The 24,801-nt window shown below is 40.0% G+C and carries 22 protein-coding genes; 19 read left to right on the forward strand and 3 right to left on the reverse strand.

All coding sequences use genetic code 11. The features are described from left to right. Both JOC31_RS02320 and JOC31_RS02325 read right to left on the reverse strand, forming a co-directional pair. Entirely contained in the window at positions 1-1,497 is a 1,497-nt protein-coding gene (locus tag JOC31_RS02320) for an MDR family MFS transporter (RefSeq protein ID WP_205016603.1), read from the reverse strand. A 414-nt stretch (positions 1,498-1,911) separates the two neighbouring features. Beyond that, entirely contained in the window at positions 1,912-2,877 is a 966-nt protein-coding gene (locus tag JOC31_RS02325) for an ABC transporter substrate-binding protein (RefSeq protein ID WP_205016604.1), read from the reverse strand. Between the two features lie 222 nt (positions 2,878-3,099). On the opposite strand from JOC31_RS02325, the gene JOC31_RS02330 reads away from it, so the two are divergent. From JOC31_RS02330 to JOC31_RS02420, 19 genes are all read left to right on the forward strand, one after another. Next, on the forward strand, positions 3,100-4,029 hold the full coding sequence (locus JOC31_RS02330; RefSeq protein ID WP_205016605.1) for a FecCD family ABC transporter permease: 930 nt from the start codon (positions 3,100-3,102) through the stop codon (positions 4,027-4,029). Then, positions 4,022-5,023 carry an iron chelate uptake ABC transporter family permease subunit gene (locus tag JOC31_RS02335; RefSeq protein ID WP_205016606.1) on the forward strand — a complete coding sequence of 334 codons (1,002 nt, stop codon included), beginning with the start codon at positions 4,022-4,024 and terminating at the stop codon, positions 5,021-5,023. The genes JOC31_RS02330 and JOC31_RS02335 overlap by 8 nt, the downstream gene beginning before the upstream one ends. Further along, a complete protein-coding gene (locus JOC31_RS02340; RefSeq protein ID WP_205016607.1) occupies positions 5,017-5,817 on the forward strand; it encodes an ABC transporter ATP-binding protein in 801 nt (266 codons plus the stop codon). Before JOC31_RS02335 ends, JOC31_RS02340 begins: the two co-directional genes overlap by 7 nt. A gap of 249 nt (positions 5,818-6,066) precedes the next feature. Beyond that, the gene (locus JOC31_RS02345) at positions 6,067-7,725 is read left to right on the forward strand and encodes a urocanate hydratase (protein ID WP_205016608.1); all 1,659 of its coding nucleotides are present in this window, start codon (positions 6,067-6,069) and stop codon (positions 7,723-7,725) included. 77 nt (positions 7,726-7,802) lie between these two features. After that, positions 7,803-8,909, forward strand: coding sequence for a DUF917 domain-containing protein (locus JOC31_RS02350; RefSeq protein ID WP_205016609.1), 1,107 nt, complete (start codon positions 7,803-7,805; stop codon positions 8,907-8,909). Between the two features lie 6 nt (positions 8,910-8,915). Beyond that, positions 8,916-10,418 carry an aromatic amino acid ammonia-lyase gene (locus tag JOC31_RS02355; protein ID WP_205016610.1) on the forward strand — a complete coding sequence of 501 codons (1,503 nt, stop codon included), beginning with the start codon at positions 8,916-8,918 and terminating at the stop codon, positions 10,416-10,418. A gap of 92 nt (positions 10,419-10,510) precedes the next feature. Further along, a complete protein-coding gene (locus JOC31_RS02360) occupies positions 10,511-11,146 on the forward strand; it encodes an ABC transporter permease (protein ID WP_205016611.1) in 636 nt (211 codons plus the stop codon). Continuing rightward, positions 11,136-12,053 (forward strand): glycine betaine ABC transporter substrate-binding protein, encoded by a 918-nt coding sequence (locus JOC31_RS02365; RefSeq protein ID WP_205016612.1) that lies wholly within the window; start codon positions 11,136-11,138, stop codon positions 12,051-12,053. The genes JOC31_RS02360 and JOC31_RS02365 overlap by 11 nt, the downstream gene beginning before the upstream one ends. 70 nt (positions 12,054-12,123) lie before the next feature. After that, a complete protein-coding gene (locus tag JOC31_RS02370; protein WP_205016641.1) occupies positions 12,124-12,882 on the forward strand; it encodes an ATP-binding cassette domain-containing protein in 759 nt (252 codons plus the stop codon). After that, on the forward strand, positions 12,875-13,498 hold the full coding sequence (locus JOC31_RS02375; protein ID WP_205016613.1) for an ABC transporter permease: 624 nt from the start codon (positions 12,875-12,877) through the stop codon (positions 13,496-13,498). The genes JOC31_RS02370 and JOC31_RS02375 overlap by 8 nt, the downstream gene beginning before the upstream one ends. Positions 13,499-13,632: 134 nt before the next feature. Next, positions 13,633-14,481 carry a DUF3114 domain-containing protein gene (locus JOC31_RS02380; RefSeq protein WP_205016614.1) on the forward strand — a complete coding sequence of 283 codons (849 nt, stop codon included), beginning with the start codon at positions 13,633-13,635 and terminating at the stop codon, positions 14,479-14,481. A gap of 114 nt (positions 14,482-14,595) precedes the next feature. Then, on the forward strand, positions 14,596-15,318 hold the full coding sequence (locus tag JOC31_RS02385; protein WP_205016615.1) for a hypothetical protein: 723 nt from the start codon (positions 14,596-14,598) through the stop codon (positions 15,316-15,318). 150 nt (positions 15,319-15,468) lie between these two features. Next, on the forward strand, positions 15,469-16,800 hold the full coding sequence (locus JOC31_RS02390) for a DUF3114 domain-containing protein (RefSeq protein WP_205016616.1): 1,332 nt from the start codon (positions 15,469-15,471) through the stop codon (positions 16,798-16,800). Positions 16,801-16,808: 8 nt separating this feature from the next. Further along, positions 16,809-17,462, forward strand: coding sequence for a hypothetical protein (locus JOC31_RS02395; protein ID WP_205016617.1), 654 nt, complete (start codon positions 16,809-16,811; stop codon positions 17,460-17,462). 165 nt (positions 17,463-17,627) lie between these two features. Then, entirely contained in the window at positions 17,628-18,314 is a 687-nt protein-coding gene (locus tag JOC31_RS02400) for a response regulator transcription factor (RefSeq protein ID WP_205016618.1), read from the forward strand. An 88-nt stretch (positions 18,315-18,402) separates the two neighbouring features. Further along, positions 18,403-19,932 (forward strand): sensor histidine kinase, encoded by a 1,530-nt coding sequence (locus JOC31_RS02405; RefSeq protein ID WP_239551627.1) that lies wholly within the window; start codon positions 18,403-18,405, stop codon positions 19,930-19,932. A gap of 547 nt (positions 19,933-20,479) precedes the next feature. Beyond that, the gene (locus tag JOC31_RS02410; protein ID WP_205016620.1) at positions 20,480-22,039 is read left to right on the forward strand and encodes a hypothetical protein; all 1,560 of its coding nucleotides are present in this window, start codon (positions 20,480-20,482) and stop codon (positions 22,037-22,039) included. A 200-nt stretch (positions 22,040-22,239) separates the two neighbouring features. Then, positions 22,240-23,043, forward strand: a complete 804-nt coding sequence (locus tag JOC31_RS02415; RefSeq protein WP_205016621.1) for a hypothetical protein — start codon at positions 22,240-22,242, stop codon at positions 23,041-23,043. Between the two features lie 23 nt (positions 23,044-23,066). Then, positions 23,067-23,681: a TVP38/TMEM64 family protein gene (locus JOC31_RS02420; protein WP_205016622.1), complete on the forward strand. Its 615-nt coding sequence runs from the start codon at positions 23,067-23,069 to the stop codon at positions 23,679-23,681. 130 nt (positions 23,682-23,811) lie between these two features. Here the strand turns inward: JOC31_RS02420 and JOC31_RS02425 are convergent, their stop codons facing one another. Continuing rightward, a complete protein-coding gene (locus JOC31_RS02425; RefSeq protein ID WP_205016623.1) occupies positions 23,812-24,732 on the reverse strand; it encodes a LysR family transcriptional regulator in 921 nt (306 codons plus the stop codon). Positions 24,733-24,801 lie beyond the last annotated feature (69 nt).

Consider the following 24,801-nt stretch of genomic DNA (forward strand, 5'->3'; position numbering starts at 1 on the left):
TTAGAACTCCTCTCTTTCTTCGATTACTTTGCCTTTGTGTAAGAAATAGGCTGCAATAACACCTAACACAGCAAATGAGAAGCCAATTGCAAATGATACATGGAAACCATCAAGGCTAGCATTGATCATTTTTGAAGCATAATCTAGAGGGTTCTTGTCTAACAATGCTTTAGTTGGTTTATTTGTATTAATAACGTTTTGAGTGACACTTGATAGAAGTGCGACAACAATGGCTGACGCAACCTGTCTAGCAGTATTATTGGCAGCAGTACCGTGGGTGATTTCATGTTTAGGAAGGGCACTCATGGCACTGGCTGTCAATGGCATCATTACCATAGCGATACCAAACATACGAACGGCATACAAGAGAGTGATGAAATGGTCAGCTGTTTTTGCTGTCAGAAACGCAAAAGGAATCGTTCCTAAGCCAAGGATGATAAATCCAATCATGGTAAGACGACGCGCACCGACTTTATCGTAGACACGACCAGCGATTGGGCTGACAATCTCCATCATTAGAGCTCCAGGCAGTAGCACAAGACCAGCATCAAGTGCAGAAAGACCGTGGACATTTTGAAGGTAGGTTGGTAACATCATCTCAACCCCCATCATAGCCATCATTGATAGGGAAATAGCGATAGTTGTCACAGAGAATTGTTTGACTTTGAAGACACGAACATCTAAGAAAGGTTCGTCAAGTTTCAATTGTCTCCAGACAAATAATGAGATAATGGCAACCCCAATCAAGATAGGAGTGATAACATAGCCCCAGTCTCCCCAACCGTAAGTGGCAACGTTAGTGAATCCCCAAAGGAAAGATCCAAAACCTAAAACTGAGAGGATAAGAGATAGAATATCAAGCTTAACATCCTCATTTTTGATAACATCCTTGAGGATAAATGGAATCAACAAGAAAGAAACAATCAAGATAGCAAGAGGAAGGATAAAGATAGCACGCCATTCAAGGTTAGTATCAAATAGAACAAAGTCTTGTTTCAAGACCCATCCTGCCAGTGTTGGACCGATTGCTGGTGCAAGACCGACAACTAATCCATTTAAGCCCATGGCAGTACCGCGTTGCTCCGCAGGGAAGATGTTAACGATAACTACCTGCATCAAAGGCATGGTAATACCGACAGAACATGCTTGGACAATACGACCAATAAGGAAAATACCCCAGTTATCTGTCGGTGCAAAAACGTCTAAAAATAGCCCTACAATAAGGATGCCGTAAGAGACAAAGTAGAGCCATTTTGTTGAAAAGCGCGTGGCTAAAAAGGCTGATACGGGAATCATAATCCCATTTGCTAATAGGAAGAAAGTGGTTGCTTGCTGTGCAGTCGATAAGGAAATATCGAAACTTTTCATTAATGTTGGTATAGCTGTACCAAGACTGGTTTGGTTTAGCATCCCAGCAAAGGTTGCAATCAACAAGAGGATAAGCAGTGCAGTCCGATTATACGGCTTGCCATGAATATCGTAGTTTTGAGTAGTCATAGTTCTCCGATCTTTTTACTATCTAAGATAGTCATTTTTGTTCCGATAATTATTAACAGCTAGAAGATTTTTCTCGGGTCATACTAGATCGGCAGGTGTCGGTTTAGCGATAATCCTTTCAAAAAGGACCAGTTGTTATAATTACATAGGTAACTATATATACTTTGGTACGAATGCCTATATTTGTCAAATATTTTTTCTTAAGGTAAAGGCTTTCAAAGAACTTAACCTTAAAAAGTTTAAAGACTAGCTTATTTGCGACTGATATCGTCTGAAGTTAGGAGAGTTGGTCATTTATCTGGAGGCTGATTGAGCGGCTAGATAAGTCTATAGACTATAGTAGGTTATTTAAGCAAGAAATAAAAAACTGGCAGACAAAATCAAAGTGTCTACCAGTTTTAAGAAAGGTGTTTGCTAGTCAAGCCATTCTTTTTCTATTTGACTCATAATAGCGTCTTGAGACATTAATCCGAAACCTAACATATAGGTTGAGTAGTCGGCATAGATAACTTTTTTGTTTTGGACTGCCTTGAGTTGACCCCAAACGCTAGATTCTTTGAGCTTAGTTTTGAGCAAGTCTTCTGAGTCTGCTTGAACAATGAGAAGATCAGGGTTGAGTTGCAATAATTTTTCGCTATCAATTAACTGATACATATCAGATGGATTGAAGCTTTCAGCACGATTGAAACCGTAGGTTTCGTAAAGGAATCCGAAGCGTCCATAACCGTAGTAGCGGATATCTTTTTCAGTTACACGGACGTACATCAACCTTTGGTTGCCGTAGGTTGCTTTTACTTTTTGAGCAAACTTGGCTTGTTTTTGGTCTAGCTCGTCGATGGCCTTTTGCATCTGATCTTTTTTATCGAAAATATCAGCCACTTTCAAGGCAGTATCACGAAAATCCCAGTTGCTCTCAGTGTTGATCTGATAGCCAATGGTAGGGGCAATCTGGTTGAGTTTATCATAGAGGTCTTGCTGATGCACGGTCATCAAGATCACATCAGGTTCTAGCTCTGCGATTTTCTCAAGATCAGGCGTCTTTTGCCAACCGACAGAAACGACCTCTGCTTTTTTAAAGGTTTTCTTAAAGAGTGTTGAGAATTCTTGGCTTCCAACCTGAGCCGTTGTTGCTCCAACAGGGGTAATTCCTAGAGGAAGAAGGATTTCACCGTAGAGATTGTTGAGAATAACAATCTTTTTTGGCTCTTTATCGAGTTTGGTTGTCCCAAAATCATGCGTGATTGTCTTGCTGGTAAAGTGGCTGCTAGCAGTTGATGTCTGTGTTGTTTTCGTCTCTTGACTACGTCTAGCAAATACAAAGAGGGCTCCGATGAGCACCAACAGAACTAAGCAAATATATATGAAGTGAGATTTTTTCATCACATTCTCCTTTGTTTTATTGTAAGCTTTTCCTTTTTAAATAAGGTTGTTATCTCTGTGAGAAAGGGCTTACTATCTTAATATAACCTAAAATGAGAAAATGGTCAATATCCGAATGATTTTGACCAAATGAGCGCTTTGTGCTAGTATATTATTCGGAAAGGAGTAATCGTTATTCGTAAATATTACTATATAAGTTCGATTTTATCGATAATCATTCTAATGTTTTTTTCTCTCCTCATTGGCTCAAGTAGTCTAAAATTAGGAGTGCTTATAGATGGGCTCATGCTTAAGGAGTCCTCAGCTAGTCAGTTGGTGTATCAGTTGCGTCTTCCACGCTTGCTATTAACCTTGTTGACAGGATTTGCAGTCTCTGTTTCAGGATTTTTGATGCAGAAGGTTTCACAAAACAATCTAGCATCACCATCCATGCTGGGCTTGGTTGACGGTGCTGTTTTGGGCTTGGTTCTTGCTAAATTTCTAGGCATTTCGTCTAGTTTGCTTTTAGCTGTTTTCTCGATAGGATTTTCTCTATTGAGTCTAGCGGTAGTTTATGGCATCGCAGCCTTAGTGCCTGGTGGTTTTTTAAAAACGCGTCTGGTACTGATTGGGATTGTTGTTGGAAATGTGATTGGTTCTTTGGCTAATTTATTTGCCTATCAGATGAGTTTTTTTCAAGAAGTTAGTCTCTATTTTGTCGGTAGTGTAACAGATGCGACTTGGTTAGATGTTTGGCTAATGCTTGGAACCTGTCTATTAGTGGTGCCATTTTTGGTTTATCTCTTGCCTCAGTTGGAGGGATTTTACTTAGAAGAAGAGGTCTTAAAAGGTCTGGGGATGCCAGTGTATCGCTTGAAAATCATTGCTTTCTTGCTAGCGACTTGCTTGAGTGCTGTAGCGGTGTCCCTTGTTGGAAAGCTGGGCTTTGTTGGCTTGATTGTCCCAAATTTGGTAGGTCTGTTGAAAATCAAAGGTGTTGTTTCTCAATTTATGATGACCAGTCTCTTTGGTGTTATTCTGCTCTTAGTAGCAGATATCTTGGCTAAATTGATTCGTTACCCTTATGAGACCCCAATATCATTTGTGATTAGCTTACTTGGTCTCCCATTTTTCTTTTGGCTACTAAAACGAAATGGAGGAAGACATGTCTAAAAAATCAGAATTTCTCTATCCTTTTGTACTGGTTGTTACCTATTTTTGCCTGTCCCTTTTTCTAAAAGTTAGCATCAAGGATCGTCACTTATCTTTGGATTTCTTTTTTGATCTTTTGGCAGGTCAATCATCGGCGCTTTTTATTTTCAATCAGCTGCGCCTACCAGCCATACTAGCCAGTTGTGCAGTGGCTATCTTATTGGTTATAGCGACGTTGATCTTGCAGGCCATTTCAAAGAATGACTTAGCAGATCCCAGTGCCTTAGGCTTTTCAACAATTGCCATGACTGTGTTAGCCCTGTCCTATCTCTATATTCCCTTTTTTAGAGGCATGCCCTATTGGGGGATTGTGAGTCTATCGGGCTTGAGCGTTTTGCTCTTTTCTTTGATGATGTATCGTTTTGCCATGACTGGTACTAGTGAGTTAGATGGTAATCTGTTGTTATTGCTAGGAATTGGCGTTAATGCTTTTTTTCAGATGATTTTGACCTACCTGAAAACCTACTCTGGTGAGGCTAAGGATATTATTGCTCTATTGATGAGAGGAAATTTTGATCAATTGTCATTATCCCTAAGCGTCTGGATTCTTCTCTTGTCCATTTTAGCCTTGCTAGTATTCTTAGGTCTTTTAAGGCCCTTTAGGCTATTGCAACAGGATCGTGAGTTGGCGCAGAGCCTGGGCTTATCATTGAAGGTTTATCATGTCGTTTTCTTCGGATTGATGTCGCTGTGCATTGCTCTGAGTTTGATTTTGGGAGCTAATTTTCCCTTTGTTGCTTTTACAGCTATTCATGTCTTTCGACCTTATTATGCGAGACAGTTTGGGGTGCACTTGTTGACGAGTATTCTTTTTATGGCGGCCAGTGTTTTGATGAGTGATGTTCTAGCCCATCAACTCTTTGAGACAATTCTGCCAACTAATCTTTTCCTATCACTATTTGGTGGCTTGGGATTCTTAGTCGTTTTATTACAAAGGAGGGGGAGACAATGGTAATAACGGTTTCAAATCTTGATTTGTCCTATGGGACAAGAAAGGTATTAGATCAAATTTCCTTGAGGTTAGAAGAAGGGCAGTTTATCTCTCTTATCGGGCCTAACGGCTGTGGCAAATCCAGTCTACTTAAGGCTATGTTGGGCATCATTCCTGTGAAAAAAGGTCAGACCTTTTTAGATGGTCAGGACCTCAAAAGCCTCAAGTCTAAAGAGAGGACAAAGCGCATCGCTTTTCTTCCTCAGTCGCCCAAGGTGATCGAAGATATATCCGTTGTAGATTTTGTATCGCTGGGGCGTTATCATAGTAAGAAACTTTTTCTACCACTTAGTCAGACTGATAAAGACTTGGTGGCAAAAGCCTTGGACTGGGTTGGCTTGTCAGACTTTGCGGACCAGTCAGTTTTATCATTGAGTGGCGGTCAGCTTCAACGTGCTTTTTTGGCGATGGTCTTAGCACAGGATACCGATTATATTTTCTTAGACGAGCCGACCTCTTATCTTGACGTTAATCATCAAATTGAGTTCATTGAACTCTTGAAAAAATTGCAAGTTGAGCAAGGGAAGACGATCGTTATTGTTTTGCACGAACTACCACTGGTATCAAAATATTCTGATCAGGTCGTGGCACTTCATCAAGGGAAAGTCTATCAGACGGGTAAGCCCTCAGAAGTCTTTACAGATCAGATGCTGCTGGATGTTTTTTCAATCTGTGCAACAATCTGCCCTATCCGTGATAGTCAGCAAGTCATGTGTTACGATTTTAGAAAAACGGATCAATGGGATAGAATTACCTAACTCAGACAATCGTTTTCTTTAGGTTTGGGATAAGTAAGCAATCGCTAGTGTTTTTACTAGCGGTTGCTTTTTTGGTATCTGTATTTTGGAGCGGGGTATATAGTTAATCTTGTCAATCTGCTTTTGGTATAAAGAAAATTTATAGCCGACCATAAAATATTAAGCTTATGCAAATAGAGTCGTTGATGATAAGATGAGATTATCGTCAGGATTAATATTTTGGAGTATGGATGATAGAAAGGGGAAAAGATGACAATAAAAGCACAACGTGGAAATCAATTACGTACCAAAGGATGGAGACAGGAAGCCTTACTTCGTTTATTGGAAAATGTTTTAGAAAATGGTGAAGATCCAGATAATTTGGTGGTTTATGGGTCACTTGGAAAGGCAGCACGTGATTGGGGTTCTTACCGAGCAATAGTTGATAGTCTCAAAGTTCTAGAGGAAGATGAGACTTTGATTATTCAATCTGGTAAGCCTATCGGTATTGTAAAAACACATTCTAGCGCTCCTTTAGTCATTATGGCTAATGGAAATTTAGTCGGAAAGTGGGCAACCCCTGAACACTTTTATGAGCTTTACGAGAAAAATCTGATTGCATGGGGTGGATTAACAGCAGGAGATTGGCAATACATTGGTTCTCAGGGAGTTTTACAAGGAACTTACCAAATTTTTAAATCTATTGCTCAGCTTTACTATGATAACGATTTATCTAGTAAGTGGATTTTAACAGCTGGTATGGGAGGTATGGGAGGATCTCAACCTTTAGCTGGTAAATTTGCTGGTGCGAGTATTCTTGTAGTAGATGTCAATGAGGAAAATATTGATAAAAGGCTATCGATTGGCTATGTGGATAAAAAAACTGATAATTTAGATAAGGCACTCGATTGGATTGAAGAAGGTAAGAACTCTAAAAAGCCTATATCCGTTGCCTTAATTGGTAATGCCGCAACAGTGTATCAGCAGATTTTAGACAAGGGATTGGTACCAGATATTGTGAGTGATCAAACTGCAGCGCACGACTTGCTCTATGGGTATGTTCCAGAAGGATATAGTTTAGATAAGGTAAAAGAGGTGCGAACACAAAATCCTGCTCAACTTGAGCAAGATGCTGGTCAATCACTAGCGAAAGAAGTGCGCAGTATTTTAGCTTTTCAACAAAGAGGTTCTAAGGTTTTTGATAACGGTAATAACATCAGAACACAAGCGAGACGTTTTGGTGTTGAAAATGCATTTGACATTCCAATTTTCACCGAAGCTTTTTTGAGACCTTTGTTTGAGCGTGCTATTGGACCATTTCGATGGATAGCTTTATCAGGAAACCCAGATGATATTACAATCATTGACGATTATATCTTGGAGCATTTTGCTGATAATTCGATAATTTCAGAGTGGATTTCATTAGCAAAAACACAAGTTCCTTTTCAGGGACTACCAGCTAGAATTGGTTGGTTAGGTCATGAGGAGAGAACTGCCTTAGCTTTAGCTGTCAATGACTTAGTGGCAAAAGGAATTATTTCGGCGCCTGTAGCCTTCACTCGAGATCATTTAGATGCTGGGGCGATGGCACATCCTAATATCATGACAGAATCTCTCAAAGATGGCTCAGATGCTATTGCTGACTGGCCTTTGCTTAATGCTTTGTTAGCAACTTCTTCTAAAGCAGATCTTGTTGCTATTCACTCTGGTGGTGGAGGTTACGCGGGCTTTATGCAGAGCGCAGGATTAACTATTGTAGCCGATGGTAGTGCAGAAGCAGCAGAGCGATTATCTCTATCTTTGACCAATGATACTAGTCTAGGTGTGTTGAGGTATGCAGATGCAGGTTATGAGGATTCTTTGGATGAAGTTGAGAAAAAAGGAATTAGAAGAATTAATACTAATGACTTTGGGGAAGTAGGATATTAGGAAAGTCTGTTGCCTTGATAAATAAAACATTTTAGTCAATGTTTTGAATACTAAATATAAAATGGAAAGGGTTTTAAATGACAATTCGCTATTTAACAAAAGAAGATGTTTTGGCTGCTTGTTTGGGAGGTTCTGTCTATGCTAGTGGAGGTGGCGGCTTCTATGAACATGGTTTAGAGATGGGAACTGCTGCGGTAACTTTATCACCTGTTAAGTTGATTAGTATTGATGAACTGGATGAAGATGATCTAATTATTACACAGACAGCAATAGGTGCGCCTGGAGGAACAACTGATTGGCAAATGTTAGGAAAAGACTACATTAGGGCAGTTGAATTGCTTATCGAAAAACATCCTAATCCTGAGAAAATTAAAGGCATTATGACACCACAAAATGGAAAATCAAGTTCTACAAATGGATGGTTAGCAGCTGCTGCTTTAGGATTGGCTGTTGTAGATGCTACAGGAGATATCAGAGCTCATCCTACTGGAAAAATGGGTAATATGGGAGTTGCTAATGACCTTTCTTATCAGACTATCCAAGCTGTCTCTGGTGGACGTTGGGAAACAGGGCGACACATTGAATTGGTGGTTGAAGGAACAGCAGCCTATACTTCTAAGATATTAAGAATTGCTTCGGATTTATCTGGTGGCTTTATAGCAGCAGCTCGTCATCCGTTAACAGCAAAGTATATTAAAGAAAACGCTGTGTTGGGTGGTTTGTCACGAGCCATTAATTTGGGATATACCATACTAAAGAATAACACTGAGGGGGCAGCAACTGTAGTTGATGCCATAATAGCATCAACACAAGGAGAGATTCTTGGTAAAGGTAAGGTAGTGGAAAAAGAAATTGTTTATACGGATGAAGCGTTTGATATTGGAAAAATCGTCGTTGATACAGGAACAGATTTTCTTTACATTCATGTTCAAAATGAGTATATGGCCGTTGAAAATGACAAAGGAGAGCGATTATCAACTTATCCAGACGTCATTACTCTGTTTAGATCTGAGGATGCTCATGCCCTTAGTAATAATGAAGTTGAGGTTGGACAGGAAGTCACATTGACTAAGATAGATAAACATCATTTTCCACTTAGTTCGGGTGTAACAGATCCGACTGTTTATCCAGAAGTTGAAGATTCTCTTGGAATAGAGCTTTATCGTTATAGTTTTGGAAAGTAGTAGCAGATGGAATTAACAGGATATGAACTTAGCATTGAAGATGTCCAACGTGTTGTCAAGGGAGAGATTGTTAGCATTTCCCAGGACTCTTTTGAACGAATGACTACAGCTCGTCAAGTTGTTCTAGAGGCTTTAACAGGAGATCAAGCGATTTATGGGTTAAACACTGGAGTTGGAAAAAACAAGGATCGTCGTATTCCGATAAATGATATTGATCATTTTAATCGTCAGTTAATATATGCTCATTGTGTGGGTATCGAACCAGAATTGACCATTGAAGAAGTAAGAGCTACCATGCTGATTCATTTAAACAATATGGTTAAAGGCTATTCTGGAGTTCAGGTAGCGATTGCTGAGCGTCTAGTTGATTTTTTAAATTTGGGGATTACCCCTGTTGTCAATGGAAAAGGCTCAATAGGAGAAGGAGATATTGGCATACTATCCTATATTGGATTGGCTTTATTAGGTGAGGGGTTAGTAGATTATCAAGGGAAACGCTACACTGCCAAAGAAGTCTTTGAAAGCTTGGGATTAAAACCGATTCATTTTGGAGCTAAAGATGGTCTTTCTGTCATTAGTTCAAATGCTGCATCCTTTGCAAGGTTGGCATTGCTTGTTCCAAAACTTGAGCGAATTCTAAAGTGGTATGATCTGGCTTACGGGATGTCACTAGAAGCTTTAGATGGAAACACGACTCCCTTAGATGATAGTGTTGTTAGAAATAAAGCTTTATCGGGACATCAATGCAGTTACAGACATGTCAAGTGTGTGCTTGAGGGGAGTTACCTTTTTGAGAAAAACAGTTCAGGGGTTCAAGACCCTCTGAGTTTTCGAAATGTCACCCTAATTCATGGTGCAGCTTATGATAGTCTATCTTATGTTAAAAAGCAGCTCTATGATGAATGGGAATCTTCAGATGACAATCCTATGGTGGATATCACGACGGGGCGTATTCTGTCAACACCTCATTTTGAAACATTAAATGTTACTCTGGCTATTGAGATGTTAAATGTTGCCTTGAGTCATGTATCAAACGCTTCTGTTCAACGTATGATTAAATTGGGAAATCCAGATTTTACAGGTCTATCACGCTTTCTTACTGCTGATGATAGCCAGTTTTTTGGATTGCAAGCCTTGCAAAAAACAGCTATGACTTTAGATGTAGAGATCCATCATGCCTGTCAAATTTTATCGAATGTCTCCTACCCTCTAGCAGGAGAAATGGAGGATAGACAAACTAACCTCCCCCTCATTATTCAGGAGTTGGAGGTTATTACAGAAAAATTGTATGATTTATTGACGATAGAATTACTCTATGCGACTCAAGCGATTGCTCTTCGTTTTCCAACCGAACCTCCTTTAGGTAAATTAACGCGTAAGGTATTTCATTTAATTTTCGATCAGTATGGAACGTTAGAAGACCAGCATCAGCTTTATGCTGTTTTAGGAGGTATATCAAGGAAGATTAGTCAAATGTGTATTCATAGTCTTTTTGATAAAGAAAAATAAGGGTAATAGTCGTTATTCAGAAGATGGCTCATCTATCAGTTGATTAGTCATCTTGTTATCCCCAACCATTGGAAGATTAGGAGAAGAGGTATATGATTAAAGAAATTGTTCAGTATTTTGCCGAAAATAGTAACACTTACTGGTTCTATCTTTGGCAACACATCAGTTTGAGTTTGTCTGCACTATTTTTTGCCTTATTAATTGGATTACCGCTTGGTTATATGTGTTATCGTCATTCACTTTTGAAGCAATTAGCTCTCTTGTTATCACAGGGATTACGTGTTATTCCTAGTTTAGGTGTACTTTTTTTCTTTATTCCTTTGATCGGTGTAGGGACTTGGCCAGCACTGATTGCATTAGTTTTTTTAGCTGTTCCTCCAATCTTATTAAATACTATTTTAGGTTTTTCAGAGATTCCTAAAGATTTGATAGAGACAGGAATTGGTCTAGGGATGACAAATAAAGAACTTTTAAAAAATGTGATGTTCCCTCTGGCAATTCCTTATATTCTTACTGGTACTAAGCTTGCTTTGGTTGAAATTATAGCTAGTGCAACATTGGCGACCTATATTGGTGGAGGTGGTCTTGGAACATTAATTTTTACAGGGCTAGGTCTTTACCGTTATGACTTGTTAGTGATTGGTGGCGGTTCTGTTGCCTTGTTATCTTTTTTATGTATGCTTGTTTTTGATTTAGGGATTAGTGGGGTTAACTATTATGAAAAATAAAAAGCTTACTTTAGCTATCTTGTTAGGGATTGTTGCTATTTTAGTGGTTGGTTTCCTTTGGTATGGAAACCATAAAACAGCATCAGTAAAGACTCAGTCTTCGAAAACGATCCGTATAGGCTCAAAAGATTTTACTGAGAATCTAGTTGTTTCAGAGGTATATGCTCTTGCTCTAGAAGATAAAGGATATACTGTTAAACGCATCTCGAATATTTCTAGTTCTTTGATTCATCAAGCTATTGTTAATGATGACATTGATCTCTATCCTGAATACACAGGTACTGGTCTACTTTCGGTCTTAGGAGAGAGGATGCAGACAGATCCTAAGAAGGTTTACGAAACAGTGAAGAAGGACTATCAGAAAAAATTTAATCTGACTTGGTTAGACTATGCAGAAGCCAACGATAGTCAAGGCTTGGTGATTCGTACAGAGGTAGCCAAAAACTTGGGGATTGCGACGATATCAGATTTACAAGCCAATGCCTCTGCCTTACGCTTTGCTTCTCAGGGAGAGTTTGACCAGCGTGAAGATGGGTTGTCAGGTCTAGAAGCTACCTACGGAGCTTTTAATTGGAAGTCTTCTGCAGTTTATGATAATAGTCTCAAATACACAGTGCTAGAAAATAATGAGGCGGATGTAACACCAGCCTATACGACTGAAGGACAGTTGGTGAATACAGATAACTATACCTTGCTAAAAGATGATAAACAATTTTGGCCTCCTTATAATTTAGCTCCGATAGTCAGAGATGACTTACTAAAGCGCTATCCAGATATCAAGGCTATTCTTAATAAGGTAACAGCTAGTTTGACAACTGAGGTAGTTACTAAACTTAATGCTAAAGTTGATGTTGATGGTGAAGATTACACAGCAGTTGCGAAGTCCTATTATGACAGTATTAAATAGTATTTAAAATAGCAGATAAACGAAGTTATCTTTGAGTAATAGAAAAAAGGAAGACAAGATGGCAAATCACATAATCAAGTTTGAACATGTCAGTAAGAGTTATCAGAACAAAACAGTAGTTGACGATATCAGTCTAACAATTGATCAAGGAGAGTTTATCACTATCCTAGGAACATCAGGATCAGGAAAAACAACAACCCTTAAAATGCTCAACCGATTGATTGAGCCGACCAAAGGTAGTATACTTTTTGACGGGAAAGATATAGCAAAACTAGATGCGGTAGCTTTAAGACGTCAGATTGGTTATGTAGTGCAACAGATAGGGCTTTTTCCTCACTTGACGGTGGCTGATAATATTGCTACAGTACCTAAGTTACTAGGATGGGACAAGGAAAGAATCCGCCAGCGAACCTCAGAATTGCTATCCTTAGTAAAATTACCAGAGGAAACTTATGCGAAACGTTATCCAAGTAAACTATCTGGGGGCCAGCAACAACGAATCGGAGTAGCGCGAGCCTTAGCGGCTGATCCTAATGTAATGCTCTTTGATGAACCGTTTGGAGCAATTGATGCTATCACACGTGCTGATTTGCAAGAAGAGTTATTGACTATTCATCATCGGTTAAATGATAAAACATTTATTTTTATTACCCACGATTTCTACGAGGCTTTTCGATTAGGTACTCGCGTGTTGATTATGGATGAGGGGAAAATTGTCCAGTTTGCTAAACCTAAGGAGATTATCCAAAATCCAGCTAGTCCCTTTGTTAACAAGCTAATTGAAACAGCAAAAAATCAAGAAGATATTTGGAGGTTTGTGCATGATTGATTACCTTCAAACTTCTGCAGATAAGCTGATTAGTGCAACACTGGAGCATATAATCTTATCAGGCACTGCCTTAGTCATTGCCTTACTATTAGCGATGGTAGTATCTGTATTGTTATGGTTTAATCCCTACTTGAGGCAAGTTTCGGTCTATGTGTTATCGTTGCTTTACGCTATTCCTTCTTTTGCTCTGTTTGCACTTTTGATTCCACTAACTGGGCTGGGAACCACTACAGCCATTATTGTTCTTGTTATTTATGCGCAGTATATACTGGTTAGAACATTTATAGCAGGTTTAACTCAGGTAGACAGCAGTATTGTTGAAGCAGCAATGGGTATGGGGATGAGTAAACGGCAGTTGCTATTTAAGGTGGAGCTTCCTCTTGCTCAGGCCTCTCTTTTTTCAGGGCTTCGTTTGGCAGCAACATCTATTATTGCTATTGCAACGATTGCTTCAACGATTAATGGAGGAGGTTTGGGAGTTATCCTATTTGATGGGTTGCGTACTTTGAGTATGCCTAAACTCATTTGGGGTATTTTGCTTACAATAGGTTTGAGCATTTTGACTAATTTTATCATCTATTTAATAGAAGAACTCTGTCGTCCAGAAGGAAAGTAGCTGTTGTAATGCTACTGTTTGTTAAAGTCCGAGAATACTATGGTGTCTAGGGCTTTTTATGATGTGTGAGGCTACTCGACTTTTAGGGCTCTTCTTGGTGGTTGACGAAGTTGCTAGTGTGTTATAATAATCTCATGAAAATAGGTGATGATAGCTTTCGTTTGTATTGGAAGCGAGAATTGGTGCAATTAAATCATGTCTCTGCAAGGGAGCTTTTAGTGGATTTTATGAACCTTATTGGGATGCCAGAAGAGGTGACTGGGGAGTCTAGACAGACAGCGCAGCTTTTAGCAGCTTTTGATGATTATCTGGCTCCTCATGATCCGTTTTGGCGAGAATTAGCTGATGTGGTCAACCTTGCCTTTCCAGTGCAGACTAGCAGTCAAGAAGGGCTTTTAGAACGACAAGTTCATCAGCTCCGCTATGTGATTTCTGCCCAGCAAGCTGATTATGTCAGGCGCCATTACCGAAAAGACGGTATGACTGATGGGCAAGCTCTAGCAAGTTATCTCGCTCAGCACCGTTTTTGGACATGGGATTTAGGAGCTTTTCACAATAAGCGACGGCGGTCAGATGGTTCTTTTCCAGACCAGCTGGAACGTGTGAACATTAAGATTATATTGCACTACCATAGCGAGTTTATCTTGTCTAGTCAGGGAGAGTTACTGAGTCTGCTAGAGCCTGGTTCTAATAGTCAGGCTGGGAGGATCAACACTGCTAGTTTTAACTACGGGCGTTGGTATCGCCATCAAGATCTGGATGTTCATCCTGTCGGGCCACATGACCCCTTGTGTCGGCGTCGGGCGACTAAGGGTTATGCTAGCGCTAAGGCTGGCTTTTTCCACTGGCGTTTAGAAAATAGTCTCTACAATAAGCGAGGTTTATATGCTGTTGGTGGACAATCGCTGGCGCAGGCTATCAAATCAGAGCGAAAGCGATTTAGACGATTAGTCAAACAGCAAAAAAACTGCCACAATGAGTGATTCAATTTTGCCACAATTTTTCCTAATAATGACCGAACATGACAATCTAGCCTAGGCTATAATAAGGTCATAACAAAGAAAGGCCATCACTATTAAGATGGGAATGTGACACACATGAAAACAAAATTCTTTTCACTAAAAACAACACTTTTATTAGCGACAGTAACATTGGGAATGGCAGCCTCTGCTACGAGCATCGTTTCGGCTGATCAATCAACAACTACTCAAATAACAACAGAAACAAGTAAAGAAACAGAGTGGACACACGCTCAAGAAACGAAAGAACTCTTGACTTTAATTCCAAAAAGCAGTTTGACTGACGCTGAAAAGACTAACTTCACCACTGCAGTTAAGAAAGCAGCTAAATATGATGCTACTCTCGATAAGTTGGACAAAGAAATCGAAGCTAAAGAAGATAGTCAGCTCAGTGATTACTACAAAGCCTCAGAAGCAGCCTACGCAGACAATGAAAGCACTTGGGAAAAATTCTATACTGCTCAAGATGAAACCAGCAAATCGTCAGACAGCTCAGACACGACTGAAACTGACAAAGAGCCAACAACTGAAGAAGCTACAAAGACTCTAATCTCAGAAATCAATGCTTCAACAGCCTTAAATGATAAGGAAAAAGTAGCTCTTGTTAAGGATGCCAATGAGGCAGCAGAAGTCGAAAAAACTTATGCGAGCCAACTAAAAGCCTTTGAATCATCTGTAGCAAGTCTAGAAAAAGATTACCAAACGGCTAAAGATGCCAAAGAAGCGATTTTCAAAAAGTACAAGGTTTCTGACAGTCAATGGGAAACGGTCTATGCCAACAACCAAGAGAGTAGCAAATAAGATTTCATAAGATAGATTCCCCTCCTTTTAATCAGTTCTATTAGCATTATAGTCTAGACAATTTGGTCTAGGCTATTTCTGTCTTACGAGGGACTTAGAACTGAGTAAAATGGTTTTGTTTGAGACTGTCTGATATGGTAAACTACATATATGAAGAAAAATAGTTTTTGGGTCCTTTTTATAGGAGGACTTTTACTGACTCAAGTCCTACCAAGTCAGGTATTAGCAGATGAAAGTACGACAAGCTCAGCTAGTAGCAAACAGGTAGCCCCTCAGGTAAGGCAAAAAGTAGCAAGTGCTCTGGGAAGTGATGCCTTGACAGAGGCACTATCGAGCTATCTGAAGAAGGTCGACAAGTCCTTAACACAAGCTCAGCAGGAGTCCTTAACAGAACATTTAAAAAATCTTATTAAACAATTACAGACACAGGGGTGGACAGATGATGCCATTGCCTATGGTTTTTTTGAAGAGCTATCAAGTAAAGGCAATCTATCGCAGTTGAAAGCTGTCAGTGACCAGACTTATGAAAAGAGTCAAATATTTGGGAGTCAAACCTTTCAAGCCCTATGGTTTGCTCAAGCGGATCAGTTGAGTTCTACAGATGCTCGACAAGCTCTCGCCTTAGTTTATCAATTGGTCGGTTTGCCGTCAGATTTGTCTGGTAAACAGGAGGAGACGCGCCAGTTGATTGCTCGCTTTTCAGATGATTTGGATCCAGCCAGTTCTTTCTGGGATAGCTTTTCTCAAGTGGTGCAGACTGCCTTTCCGAAGAAGACCTTATCAGAAGAGACCGATATAGCGAGAAAGACGCATCAGTTTCGCTATGTCATATCAGCCCAGCAGGCTCAGTGGGTGCGTCAGAACTATGGCAAGTCCTCTCAATCTGATAAAGATGCCTTGGCACGTTATCTAGCGACCAAGGATGAAAAAGATACTATCGGTGAAGTGATCGGCATAGATCGGTATGACTATGATGCTAGCTTTGATTTGACCGAATCGTCACGCCTTCATAATAAGATTGCTCTTGAAGCCAGTCAGTTTGGGCGTGATATTGTCGTTTATCCAGACTACACCATGTCATCTAGTATCAAGATTGTGATGGATTTCCACACTGAGTTTATCATCAATAGCCAGGGACAGTTTCTAAATGAAATAGATCCTGACTTAGACACAGAAGTTGGGATCGTTAACGGTGCTAGCTTTAACTATGCTGATGCCAACGATGCAACTCATCGTCGCTTGGATGTTAAGCCAGTTGCTCCAAATGATCCCTCTTTTCGCAAGGATCTGGGTAGTCTGTCCTATCACTATAAGGCACCTAACAAGCTTAAGTATATTTGGCAAGAAAATGATCGTCTCCTTTGGGAAAATTCCTATTTCAATAAAGAGGGGAATTTTTCGCGTGATGGTAAAAGTGCAGCTAGCTTGGTCAAGGAGAGTGCAAAGTCCTTTAAAAAACTGATTGAGAGGTACCGAAAATGAAGCCTTTGATGAAAAAGACGAGCTTACTACTAGCCTTGGTTCTATTTGGTGGGATTGGTTATTACCTATACGATGCCTATTTTATTGAGACAGACTGGTATTGGACGTCATCTGCCCAAGATTTTGCTAGCAGTGTCAGTCAAGAAACGAAAGAAAAGGTTAGCAAGTTAGAGGTTGGCAAATCTTACGATTTTGGTCAGGTCATAAAATTAGTTGATGAGAGTCATTTTGTCTATTACTATGCCGAAGAGTACACCTCATCGGAGCTAGAGGAAGCTAGAGAAGACGCAGAAAGTGACGCTGTTTATCCAACGATTTGGTTTGGTGAAGGAAGCTACCGCAAGGATGGTGATGATTACTATCTCTTGACGACGCGCGAAGTCAAAATGATTTTTTCAGATACCAAAACCTATAAAGCCAAGCATTTTCGTGAGCAAATAGAGACGCCTAATCTAGCTAAAGATTACCTCAAGGTTCCTCAGTTGTCTAAATCAGGAAACTACTATCAATATCACTCGTCTCAATTTAGCTTGAATGCAGATGGTAGTTTGACAGATACGGGAACAACGGAAGTTGAGATTGTTAGCCCTTCCTCTCAGACTTTACCAAACAATCTCAGTAGTTTTTTAGCCCAGTATCAACCTGAGTCCAGTAAGTCATAGTTCCTAGGATTTGCCACAATTTTTCACCAATGAAATAAGGCAATTTTGTGGCATTCTGTAATGGATAGCCACTTTTTTGCGGTATTTATGATAGTATAAAAGGGACTAAGATTTTAAGACAGTAGAGTCTTTATGAACACTAATAATCAAGTGAAGGAGGCCTTTATGGCAAAGGTATATGTGGCAGATGATGAAAAAAACATTCGAGAACTGATTGCTTCTTTTTTGAGAGATGAGGGCATGACGGTCGAGATTTTTGAGACAGGTGACCAACTCTTGCTACGCTTTATGGAGGAAGAGGCGGATGTGGTCATCTTAGATGTCATGATGCCTGGAACAGATGGTTTTGGGACTGCCCAAGCCATTCGTAAGCGTTCAGATGTACCCATTATCCTCTTGACGGCGCGTGATAGTGATAGAGATTTTGTGCAGGGCTTTTCAGCTGGTGCAGATGATTACTTTACGAAACCTTTTTCGCCGATTAAATTAACCTTGCGTGTCAAAGCGATTTTGACGCGTCAGCCTGGTTTTAAAAATAGTGAAGGAACTGAAAAATTGGTATTTGACGATCTGGAATTGTCGGAAAAAGAGCGTACGGCTCATTTTAAAGATAAGCCGATTAAGTTGACCAATACTGAGTTCGAGTTGCTTCGTGTACTGATGATGCAAAAAAATCAAGCTGTCTCAAGAGAACAGCTACTAGAAGATGTTTGGGGGTATGAGACAGATGTCGAGACACGGGTGACGGATGATACCATCAAACGTCTGCGCAAAAAACTAAGAGAGGTAGAAAGCGATGTCCTTATTGAAACGGTCTGGGGATATGGGTTCAAACTGGCTAAAAAAGCTTAAAGTAGCTCTCTACCCGTATCAGCTCTGGTCAAGATGTCTAAAGAAAATCAGACGTATCAGACGGTCTAGCCTTAGGACAACTCTTTTTTTGCAACCCCTATCAATTATCTTTCTGTCCTTTGCGACCATCTTGTTAATCTTTAATTTAGCCCTGTCCTACTTTATAGAGGAGCAGACCAGCACAGCGATTCAAAATCAATTTTCGATTTTTAACCGTCTTTATTCTGGTGTTTCGGCAACTAGTGAGCGGTCTCAACCAAACATTTTTGAGACCACCTATGTTATTGTCGATGAGGATTTTGAGACCAAGTATTTGTCGAGTAGCATGGATGATTTCTCAGACAAGACTATCTCGCGAACCATCACGAATTATTTTTACCGTCATACGGATTCTTGGGGATTTTTTGATGATGAGGATGATCAAGATGATGACGATGATTTTGACGATCACGATGATCAGGAAGAGACTAGTGTAAGCTCTAGCTCTTCAACAGCTTTAAGTTCATCATCCACAGCTAGTAGCGTCTTGGAAGATGGGATTAAGCTTTCTGATGGTAGCCAGATGACCAAAGTTATGATTGATGGTTATTCGTATGCTGTCGATATGGGGACCTATAAAGGGGTGTTGGACCAGTATTTTGTTAGAGAAGCAGGTGAAGGTGAGACTGCAAAAACCTATTACATCTTTGTTTTTGCGAATGTGACTCCTGTTGAGAGTATGGATACTTGGATTAACATCACCTTGTTAATTATCTTTTTAGTGATTGGTCTGGGAGCCAGCATTTCTATCTACCTTACGTCACGCAAGACAGACAAGGCTTTTTTGAGTTTAACAGACTATATTACCCGTCTGGGCAATCGTGAGGAAGCAATTACAGCACCTGACCTTCCTTATCAGGAATTCAAGGCCGTCTCGGCGACAGTCAAACAGATGAGTGATATGATTGATGCCAATCAGCGTAGCCAGCAAATCTTCTTTCAAAACTCTAGTCATGAGTTGAGAACACCGCTGATGTCTATTCAGGGCTATGCAGAAGGAATCAAGGAAGGGGTTATCAAGGATGAGAAGCAAGCAGCTTCGGTTATCTATGATGAGAGTCAAAAAATGGCAGAGCTGGTTGATGACATTCTGACGATTTCCAAGATGGAATCCACCCAGTCTCATTTGGATTTGGCGCGTATCAGTGTTCCTGAAATACTCTATGACCAGACTTGGCGTTTGAAGAACAAGGCTGACGAAAAAGGAATTCATTTTGAGCATAGCTTTGAAGATGATTTTGTCGAAATTTTGGCAGATGAGCGACTTATCGAGCGAGCGCTGATGAATATTTTGTCTAATGCGGTACGCTATGCTAAAGATTGCATTGTGATTGAAACCAAGTCTCAGGGAGAAAACTTACAGATTACAATTAGTAATAACGGCCCTGCTATTTCCCCAGAGGACCAAGAACATCTCTTTGAACGTTTTTACAAGGGAAGTGGTGGAAACTTTGGAATTGGTTTGGCCATGACCAAGGATATTGTTGAGCGTCATCACGGTAGTATCAACCTTAGTTCAGATGACGAATGGACTAGCTTTGTGATGACGCTTCCCTTTAAGCAGAACAAGAGACCATAGAGCTATGAGAAGGAAGTCTAAGGTCTTCTCGCCTTAGAGACTTTTTGATGGGCTTTGTATCATGTTTATTTGGACACGGGACTAATTTTCTAGAAGAAAAGATGACCTTCCTAGTGTCTTTCGACACGGCGTTAGTTTCCTATTTCTTTACGAAAATTTTCGGAAAACCGAATCGTCTCTTTGTATCATAGGATTTGAACACAGTCTACGAGATTTGCAAAAAAGATAGTTTTCATTGGAGTCTTGTGATTCTACATTCAAACTCCTATTTTTGCTTGGCTCGTTTAACGGCTTTGTATTATGTTTATTTGAACACGCCCTAAAAACTTGGAATTTAGATAAATCGCCTTGTGCGCAAGCACCCTGCGTTGATTTCCTAAAATTCAATCGTTTTTGACGGGCTTTGTATCATGGTTATTTGAACACGCCCTAAAAACTTGGAATTTAGATAAATCGCCTTGTGTGCAAGCACCCTGCGTTGATTTCCTAAAATTCAATCGTTTTTGACGGGCTTTGTATCATTTAGGAAGGATTATCGATTTAGAAGATGCTTTTAAAAGAAAGACTAGAGGGAGTCTGGTCTAAGTGTTATGGCAGTTTGACTTGGCTCATCAGATGGGGTGCCTTGCTTCTGATGGCAGTTTTGTTGTTATCTACCTTAACGGTGCAGACCATTGTTTATATTGATCAGAACGAATGGGCTGAGATTTTACCGATTAAAATCTGGGTATTTGTGACCCTGATAGCCTTGGCGGGTCTCTTTTACCTTTGCCGTCCTTTCCTCAATAGACTGAGTCCAAAACAAGTCTTTTGTGTAATGACTCTGGCTTATATTATTGTCGGCTTGGCCTTAATCATGATGACAACAGATCGGACGCGAGATGACGCGGCAACAGTTTTTCGGTCTGCTGTTGAGATTAATTCGGGAAATTTGAAGTCCTTATCGCCTGGTGCTTACCTTTATCGCTACCCACATCAGCTGGGCTTGGTCAGTTTTGAGCGTCTGGTTATGATGGTGATACCTATTCCGAGCATGGTGGTGTTCTTTTGTTTGAACCTTATTAGCATTATTGGGATTAATTTTTTAACTTGGCGCGTGACAGATCAACTCTTTAAAAAAGAGTCTACGACACGTTACACAATTTTGGTTAGCTTCGCCTTTTTACCCCAATTTTTTAATATCCTATTTGTGTATGGTTTGATTTACGGCTTATTTTTTGGACTGTTGGGAGTTTACTGTCTTTGTCGCTATCGCCAAAAACCAAGTCTTTTACTTGCTATAGCTAGCGTCATTAGTTTGGGAATAGCTTATTGGATTCGAAACAACTATATTCTACTAATTTTGAGTTTAGTCTTGATTCTCCTCTTGGACAGCCTCAAACAGAAAAAATTAAGGCCTTTAGCTTTGGGCTTAGTCATTATCGGCTTTGGTTGGGGAATGAACAAGGCGACGTTGGGATACTATGAGCACCTATCACAGCAAGAGTTAGTTGGGACGCCAAAGGTTACTTGGTTAGCTATGGGCTTGCAAGATGATGGCAATGCGAGACGGCAACCCGGTTGGTACAACCATTATGTTCGAAATATCTATTTTGAAAAACACGGCAATTATAAGGCTATTGAAGAGGATGCCAAGGATAGCCTCTCAGAGAGCTTATCTTACTTCGTCAAGAACCCTGATTACACGTGGCGGTTCTTTAAGGATAAATTTTTATCGACTTGGACGGAAGCGACCTTTGAGTCAATCTGGTCTGGACCTAGCCGCTTTTGGAAGCAGCCTCTGGGAAATCATTTTGCGGCCAGTCTCTATCACGGTAGGTGGCTGTATCGTCTGCTTTACCAGCTGACCCATGCAATCTTGCTCATCATCTATGCAGGAGCCTTCTTCTTTATGATTGGCTATAAAAAAGGTAAGGATACTGCCTTTTACCTCTATCCTTTTATCTACTTGGCAGCGGGCGTAGTCTTTCATTTGCTGTGGGAAACAAAGAGTCAGTATACTTCACCGTACGTGTACCTTTTGATTCCATTTAGCGTTGCTGGTCTTGAGTTGGCTTTTGAAAAATGGCAGAGCGTGAGAAAAGGTAAAACTCTATCATTCAAATAAGCAATCGTTCTGGTAGTACCTTTTAGGACTATCAGAACTTTTTTGTAGCTTTTAAAAATCACTCAGAGTATCAGAGAGCGACAATTTGCCACAAAGTTTGCCACAGAATTGCCACAGCTTTTCCTGAGATTGACGGAGTATTAGCTGAGAGAATAGCTTATACTAATACCATCATTAATAAAGAAACAAGAGGAAAATAGATGTCTCAAAAAGAAAATCTAAAACGCCGTTTATCACAAGCGACATCAAGCCTAACAAGTAACTGGAAGAAGACCCTTCTCATCGGTGCAGGTGTCTTGCTAGTTGGAGGAGCTGGAGTAGCAGTTGGTGTCAAATTAGGACATGAAGGAATCGAACAAGCCATAGAGTCACGCTTTGAAGGAGACTTTAGACAAGTAGACGATAAAAAAGAAAAAGATCAAGATAATGACTGGTCTGAAGGAGCACAGGCTCTTATGACCTATGACGAGTGGAAGACTGCCATTGATCAATCAGCTCTATCGACTGCAGATAAAAAGACCTTCCAAGCAGCCTTGGAAAAAGCAAAGGATAAGATTACCGAAGCAGATAAGCTCAAAACCCAACTTGAATCTCTTTATAAGAACTCCTTTGAACAATTGGAATCTGACTATAGCAAACTCCTAGATAGCCACAGCAGTCTATGGGCAAAACTAGACGAACAACCGAGTCAAAACTTGGAGGATTTAGAGCAGGATGACCTAACTGATTTGAAACAGGAAATCAGTCAATCCAACCTATCTGATGATGAAAAATCAAGTCTAATCAAGGATATTGATCAAATGAAGTTTCTTAAAGCAAACTACTCAACAGCCTATGAAAGCTATGTCAGTCAAGCAAGTAAGCTTGAGACAGAGTTGACGACAGCCCAAAATGCTGTTTCAACAACCCTTAAAGATAATAAAGTGACTGATAGTATGTTAGAAGAGGTATTAGGAGGTCACGGGTCTTGGAAGGATTCAGAAGATGACAATCAGTGGGGCTAAGAGCAAAAAATAGGGAGGACAGGATGATGACTAGACAAGTAACGGACCAAAAACATGTGATTAGAAGTTTGACTTTCCTAGGTTTGCTTCTATCTCTCTTTGCCTTCTTTTATTTGAGAGCTCACCCGCAAATTTTAGCCGTTGGTGGTCAGATGCAAGGTTTGATACAAGGACTCGGTGTACTAGGTCCCTTGCTATTTATCGCCTTACAGGTGGTACAAGTTATCTATCCTATTATTCCAGGAGGCATGACTTCAGTCATTGGGCATATTATCTTTGGTCCTCTACTTGGCTTTAGTTATAATGTCATTGGTATCTTTATTGGCTCCCTCTTAGCCTTTGGACTTGCTAGGCGATATGGTAGTTCCTTTGCCAAAGCCTTTGTGTCAGATGCGACTTATGATAAGTATATAGCTTATCTGGATCGTAAAGATGGACGCTTCTTCGCCTGGTTTTTAGCAGCTGCTTTTGCCCTTCCAGGTTTTCCAGATGATTTCCTTTGCATGGTAGCAGGACTCTCTAAAATGTCTTTGAAACGCTTTGTTTGGATCTTTATCCTTACAAAACCAGCAACCCTCTACCTCTATACCCTACTGAGCTGTCAGGGATTAACCTATCTTCTCAGACTGTTTTCATAAGAACTCAAAAAGAACAGCTAAGTATGAAGACTCAAAACTAATAAACACCTATTAACTAACCTGTACGAAAAGTTAGACAAGCTGATCTAGCCTTTGGTATAGGAATAGTTAATAGGTGTTTTTTATGATGTTAAAACTCAGTGGTGGATTGTGTTTCACTTATTGTCTCGTCTTTGATATCTGTCAGCAGCGAGATGAGCTGTTGGATATCTTGATTGAGTATCGCATGAGTGGGATAGGCGTAGCTAACATGAAAGTATTGCTTTTCTTGCTCAATAAATGGAATTTTGACAAGTCCATCAGTATCTGTAAAGAGGACAAAATCCGTCAGAAGAGTAATGCCGATATTCTCCTTAACTAGCTGTCCTACTAGAGAGACTTCGTTTAATTCAAAAATGACACGAGCTTGATTGTGATAACGTGCATTGAGATGGTTGAAAACGTCTGAATGTGTGTGACCTGAATTGAGCATAATAAAATCTTCGTTCAAAATATCCTTGAAAGAAATTTCCTTACGTTTGGCTAACGGGTGTTTTTCAGAGACAATAATATAAAATTCACGTTTATAAAGCGGTACTATGGTCAAATCAGGATGAGACAGCGCCGTTCGGCTACCGATAAAGCTAAAATCAATTTCGCCTTGAATAAGTTCTTGCAGAAGCGACTTCGATCCTTCAGTATGAAGATTGAACTGTCTTAGAAAGGAGATGTCTTTATGTTTAGTGAGGAGTTTTGAGATAATCCGAGCACGGATAATAGGTGGAAAACCGATAGTCGTTATTTTTTGGGACGCACGTTGAATTTCTTTTCTGGTAACGGATAGCTCCATCAAGATATGTTCAATATGAGTTGCTAAAATAAGCCCTTCGTGTGTTAAGACGACCGTTCGATGAGAAGGGTCTTTAATGATTAAAGACGTATTAAACTGCTCTTCTAGTCGTTTGATGGCATAGGTTATAGTGGGTTGACTCACACCAAAATGCTGAGCTACAGCAGTATAAGAGTTTAGTTGGGAGAGTTGGAAAAAGTATTCAAAGTCTTTAAGGTTCATAATGTCTCCTTTTTTAGTATTCTAACATAATTTGAATACCCTTATAAGTTTTTTTTATGATAATAAGGG

The sequence above is a fragment of the Streptococcus saliviloxodontae genome (assembly GCF_016908655.1).
Classification (GTDB): domain Bacteria; phylum Bacillota; class Bacilli; order Lactobacillales; family Streptococcaceae; genus Streptococcus; species Streptococcus saliviloxodontae.

Coding starts and splice junctions, on each gene's coding strand:
- JOC31_RS02365 (WP_205016612.1), top strand. CDS start 11,136: ATGAAAAATAAAAAGCTTACTTTAGCTATCTTGTTAGGGATTGTTGCT.
- JOC31_RS02395 (WP_205016617.1), top strand. CDS start 16,809: ATGAAAAAGACGAGCTTACTACTAGCCTTGGTTCTATTTGGTGGGATT.
- JOC31_RS02330 (WP_205016605.1), top strand. CDS start 3,100: ATGTTTTTTTCTCTCCTCATTGGCTCAAGTAGTCTAAAATTAGGAGTG.
- JOC31_RS02425 (WP_205016623.1), bottom strand. CDS start 24,732: ATGAACCTTAAAGACTTTGAATACTTTTTCCAACTCTCCCAACTAAAC.
- JOC31_RS02375 (WP_205016613.1), top strand. CDS start 12,875: ATGATTGATTACCTTCAAACTTCTGCAGATAAGCTGATTAGTGCAACA.
- JOC31_RS02355 (WP_205016610.1), top strand. CDS start 8,916: ATGGAATTAACAGGATATGAACTTAGCATTGAAGATGTCCAACGTGTT.
- JOC31_RS02420 (WP_205016622.1), top strand. CDS start 23,067: ATGATGACTAGACAAGTAACGGACCAAAAACATGTGATTAGAAGTTTG.
- JOC31_RS02350 (WP_205016609.1), top strand. CDS start 7,803: ATGACAATTCGCTATTTAACAAAAGAAGATGTTTTGGCTGCTTGTTTG.
- JOC31_RS02335 (WP_205016606.1), top strand. CDS start 4,022: ATGTCTAAAAAATCAGAATTTCTCTATCCTTTTGTACTGGTTGTTACC.
- JOC31_RS02390 (WP_205016616.1), top strand. CDS start 15,469: ATGAAGAAAAATAGTTTTTGGGTCCTTTTTATAGGAGGACTTTTACTG.
- JOC31_RS02320 (WP_205016603.1), bottom strand. CDS start 1,497: ATGACTACTCAAAACTACGATATTCATGGCAAGCCGTATAATCGGACT.
- JOC31_RS02385 (WP_205016615.1), top strand. CDS start 14,596: ATGAAAACAAAATTCTTTTCACTAAAAACAACACTTTTATTAGCGACA.
- JOC31_RS02360 (WP_205016611.1), top strand. CDS start 10,511: ATGATTAAAGAAATTGTTCAGTATTTTGCCGAAAATAGTAACACTTAC.
- JOC31_RS02325 (WP_205016604.1), bottom strand. CDS start 2,877: ATGAAAAAATCTCACTTCATATATATTTGCTTAGTTCTGTTGGTGCTC.
- JOC31_RS02345 (WP_205016608.1), top strand. CDS start 6,067: ATGACAATAAAAGCACAACGTGGAAATCAATTACGTACCAAAGGATGG.
- JOC31_RS02410 (WP_205016620.1), top strand. CDS start 20,480: ATGCTTTTAAAAGAAAGACTAGAGGGAGTCTGGTCTAAGTGTTATGGC.
- JOC31_RS02400 (WP_205016618.1), top strand. CDS start 17,628: ATGGCAAAGGTATATGTGGCAGATGATGAAAAAAACATTCGAGAACTG.
- JOC31_RS02415 (WP_205016621.1), top strand. CDS start 22,240: ATGTCTCAAAAAGAAAATCTAAAACGCCGTTTATCACAAGCGACATCA.
- JOC31_RS02380 (WP_205016614.1), top strand. CDS start 13,633: ATGAAAATAGGTGATGATAGCTTTCGTTTGTATTGGAAGCGAGAATTG.
- JOC31_RS02340 (WP_205016607.1), top strand. CDS start 5,017: ATGGTAATAACGGTTTCAAATCTTGATTTGTCCTATGGGACAAGAAAG.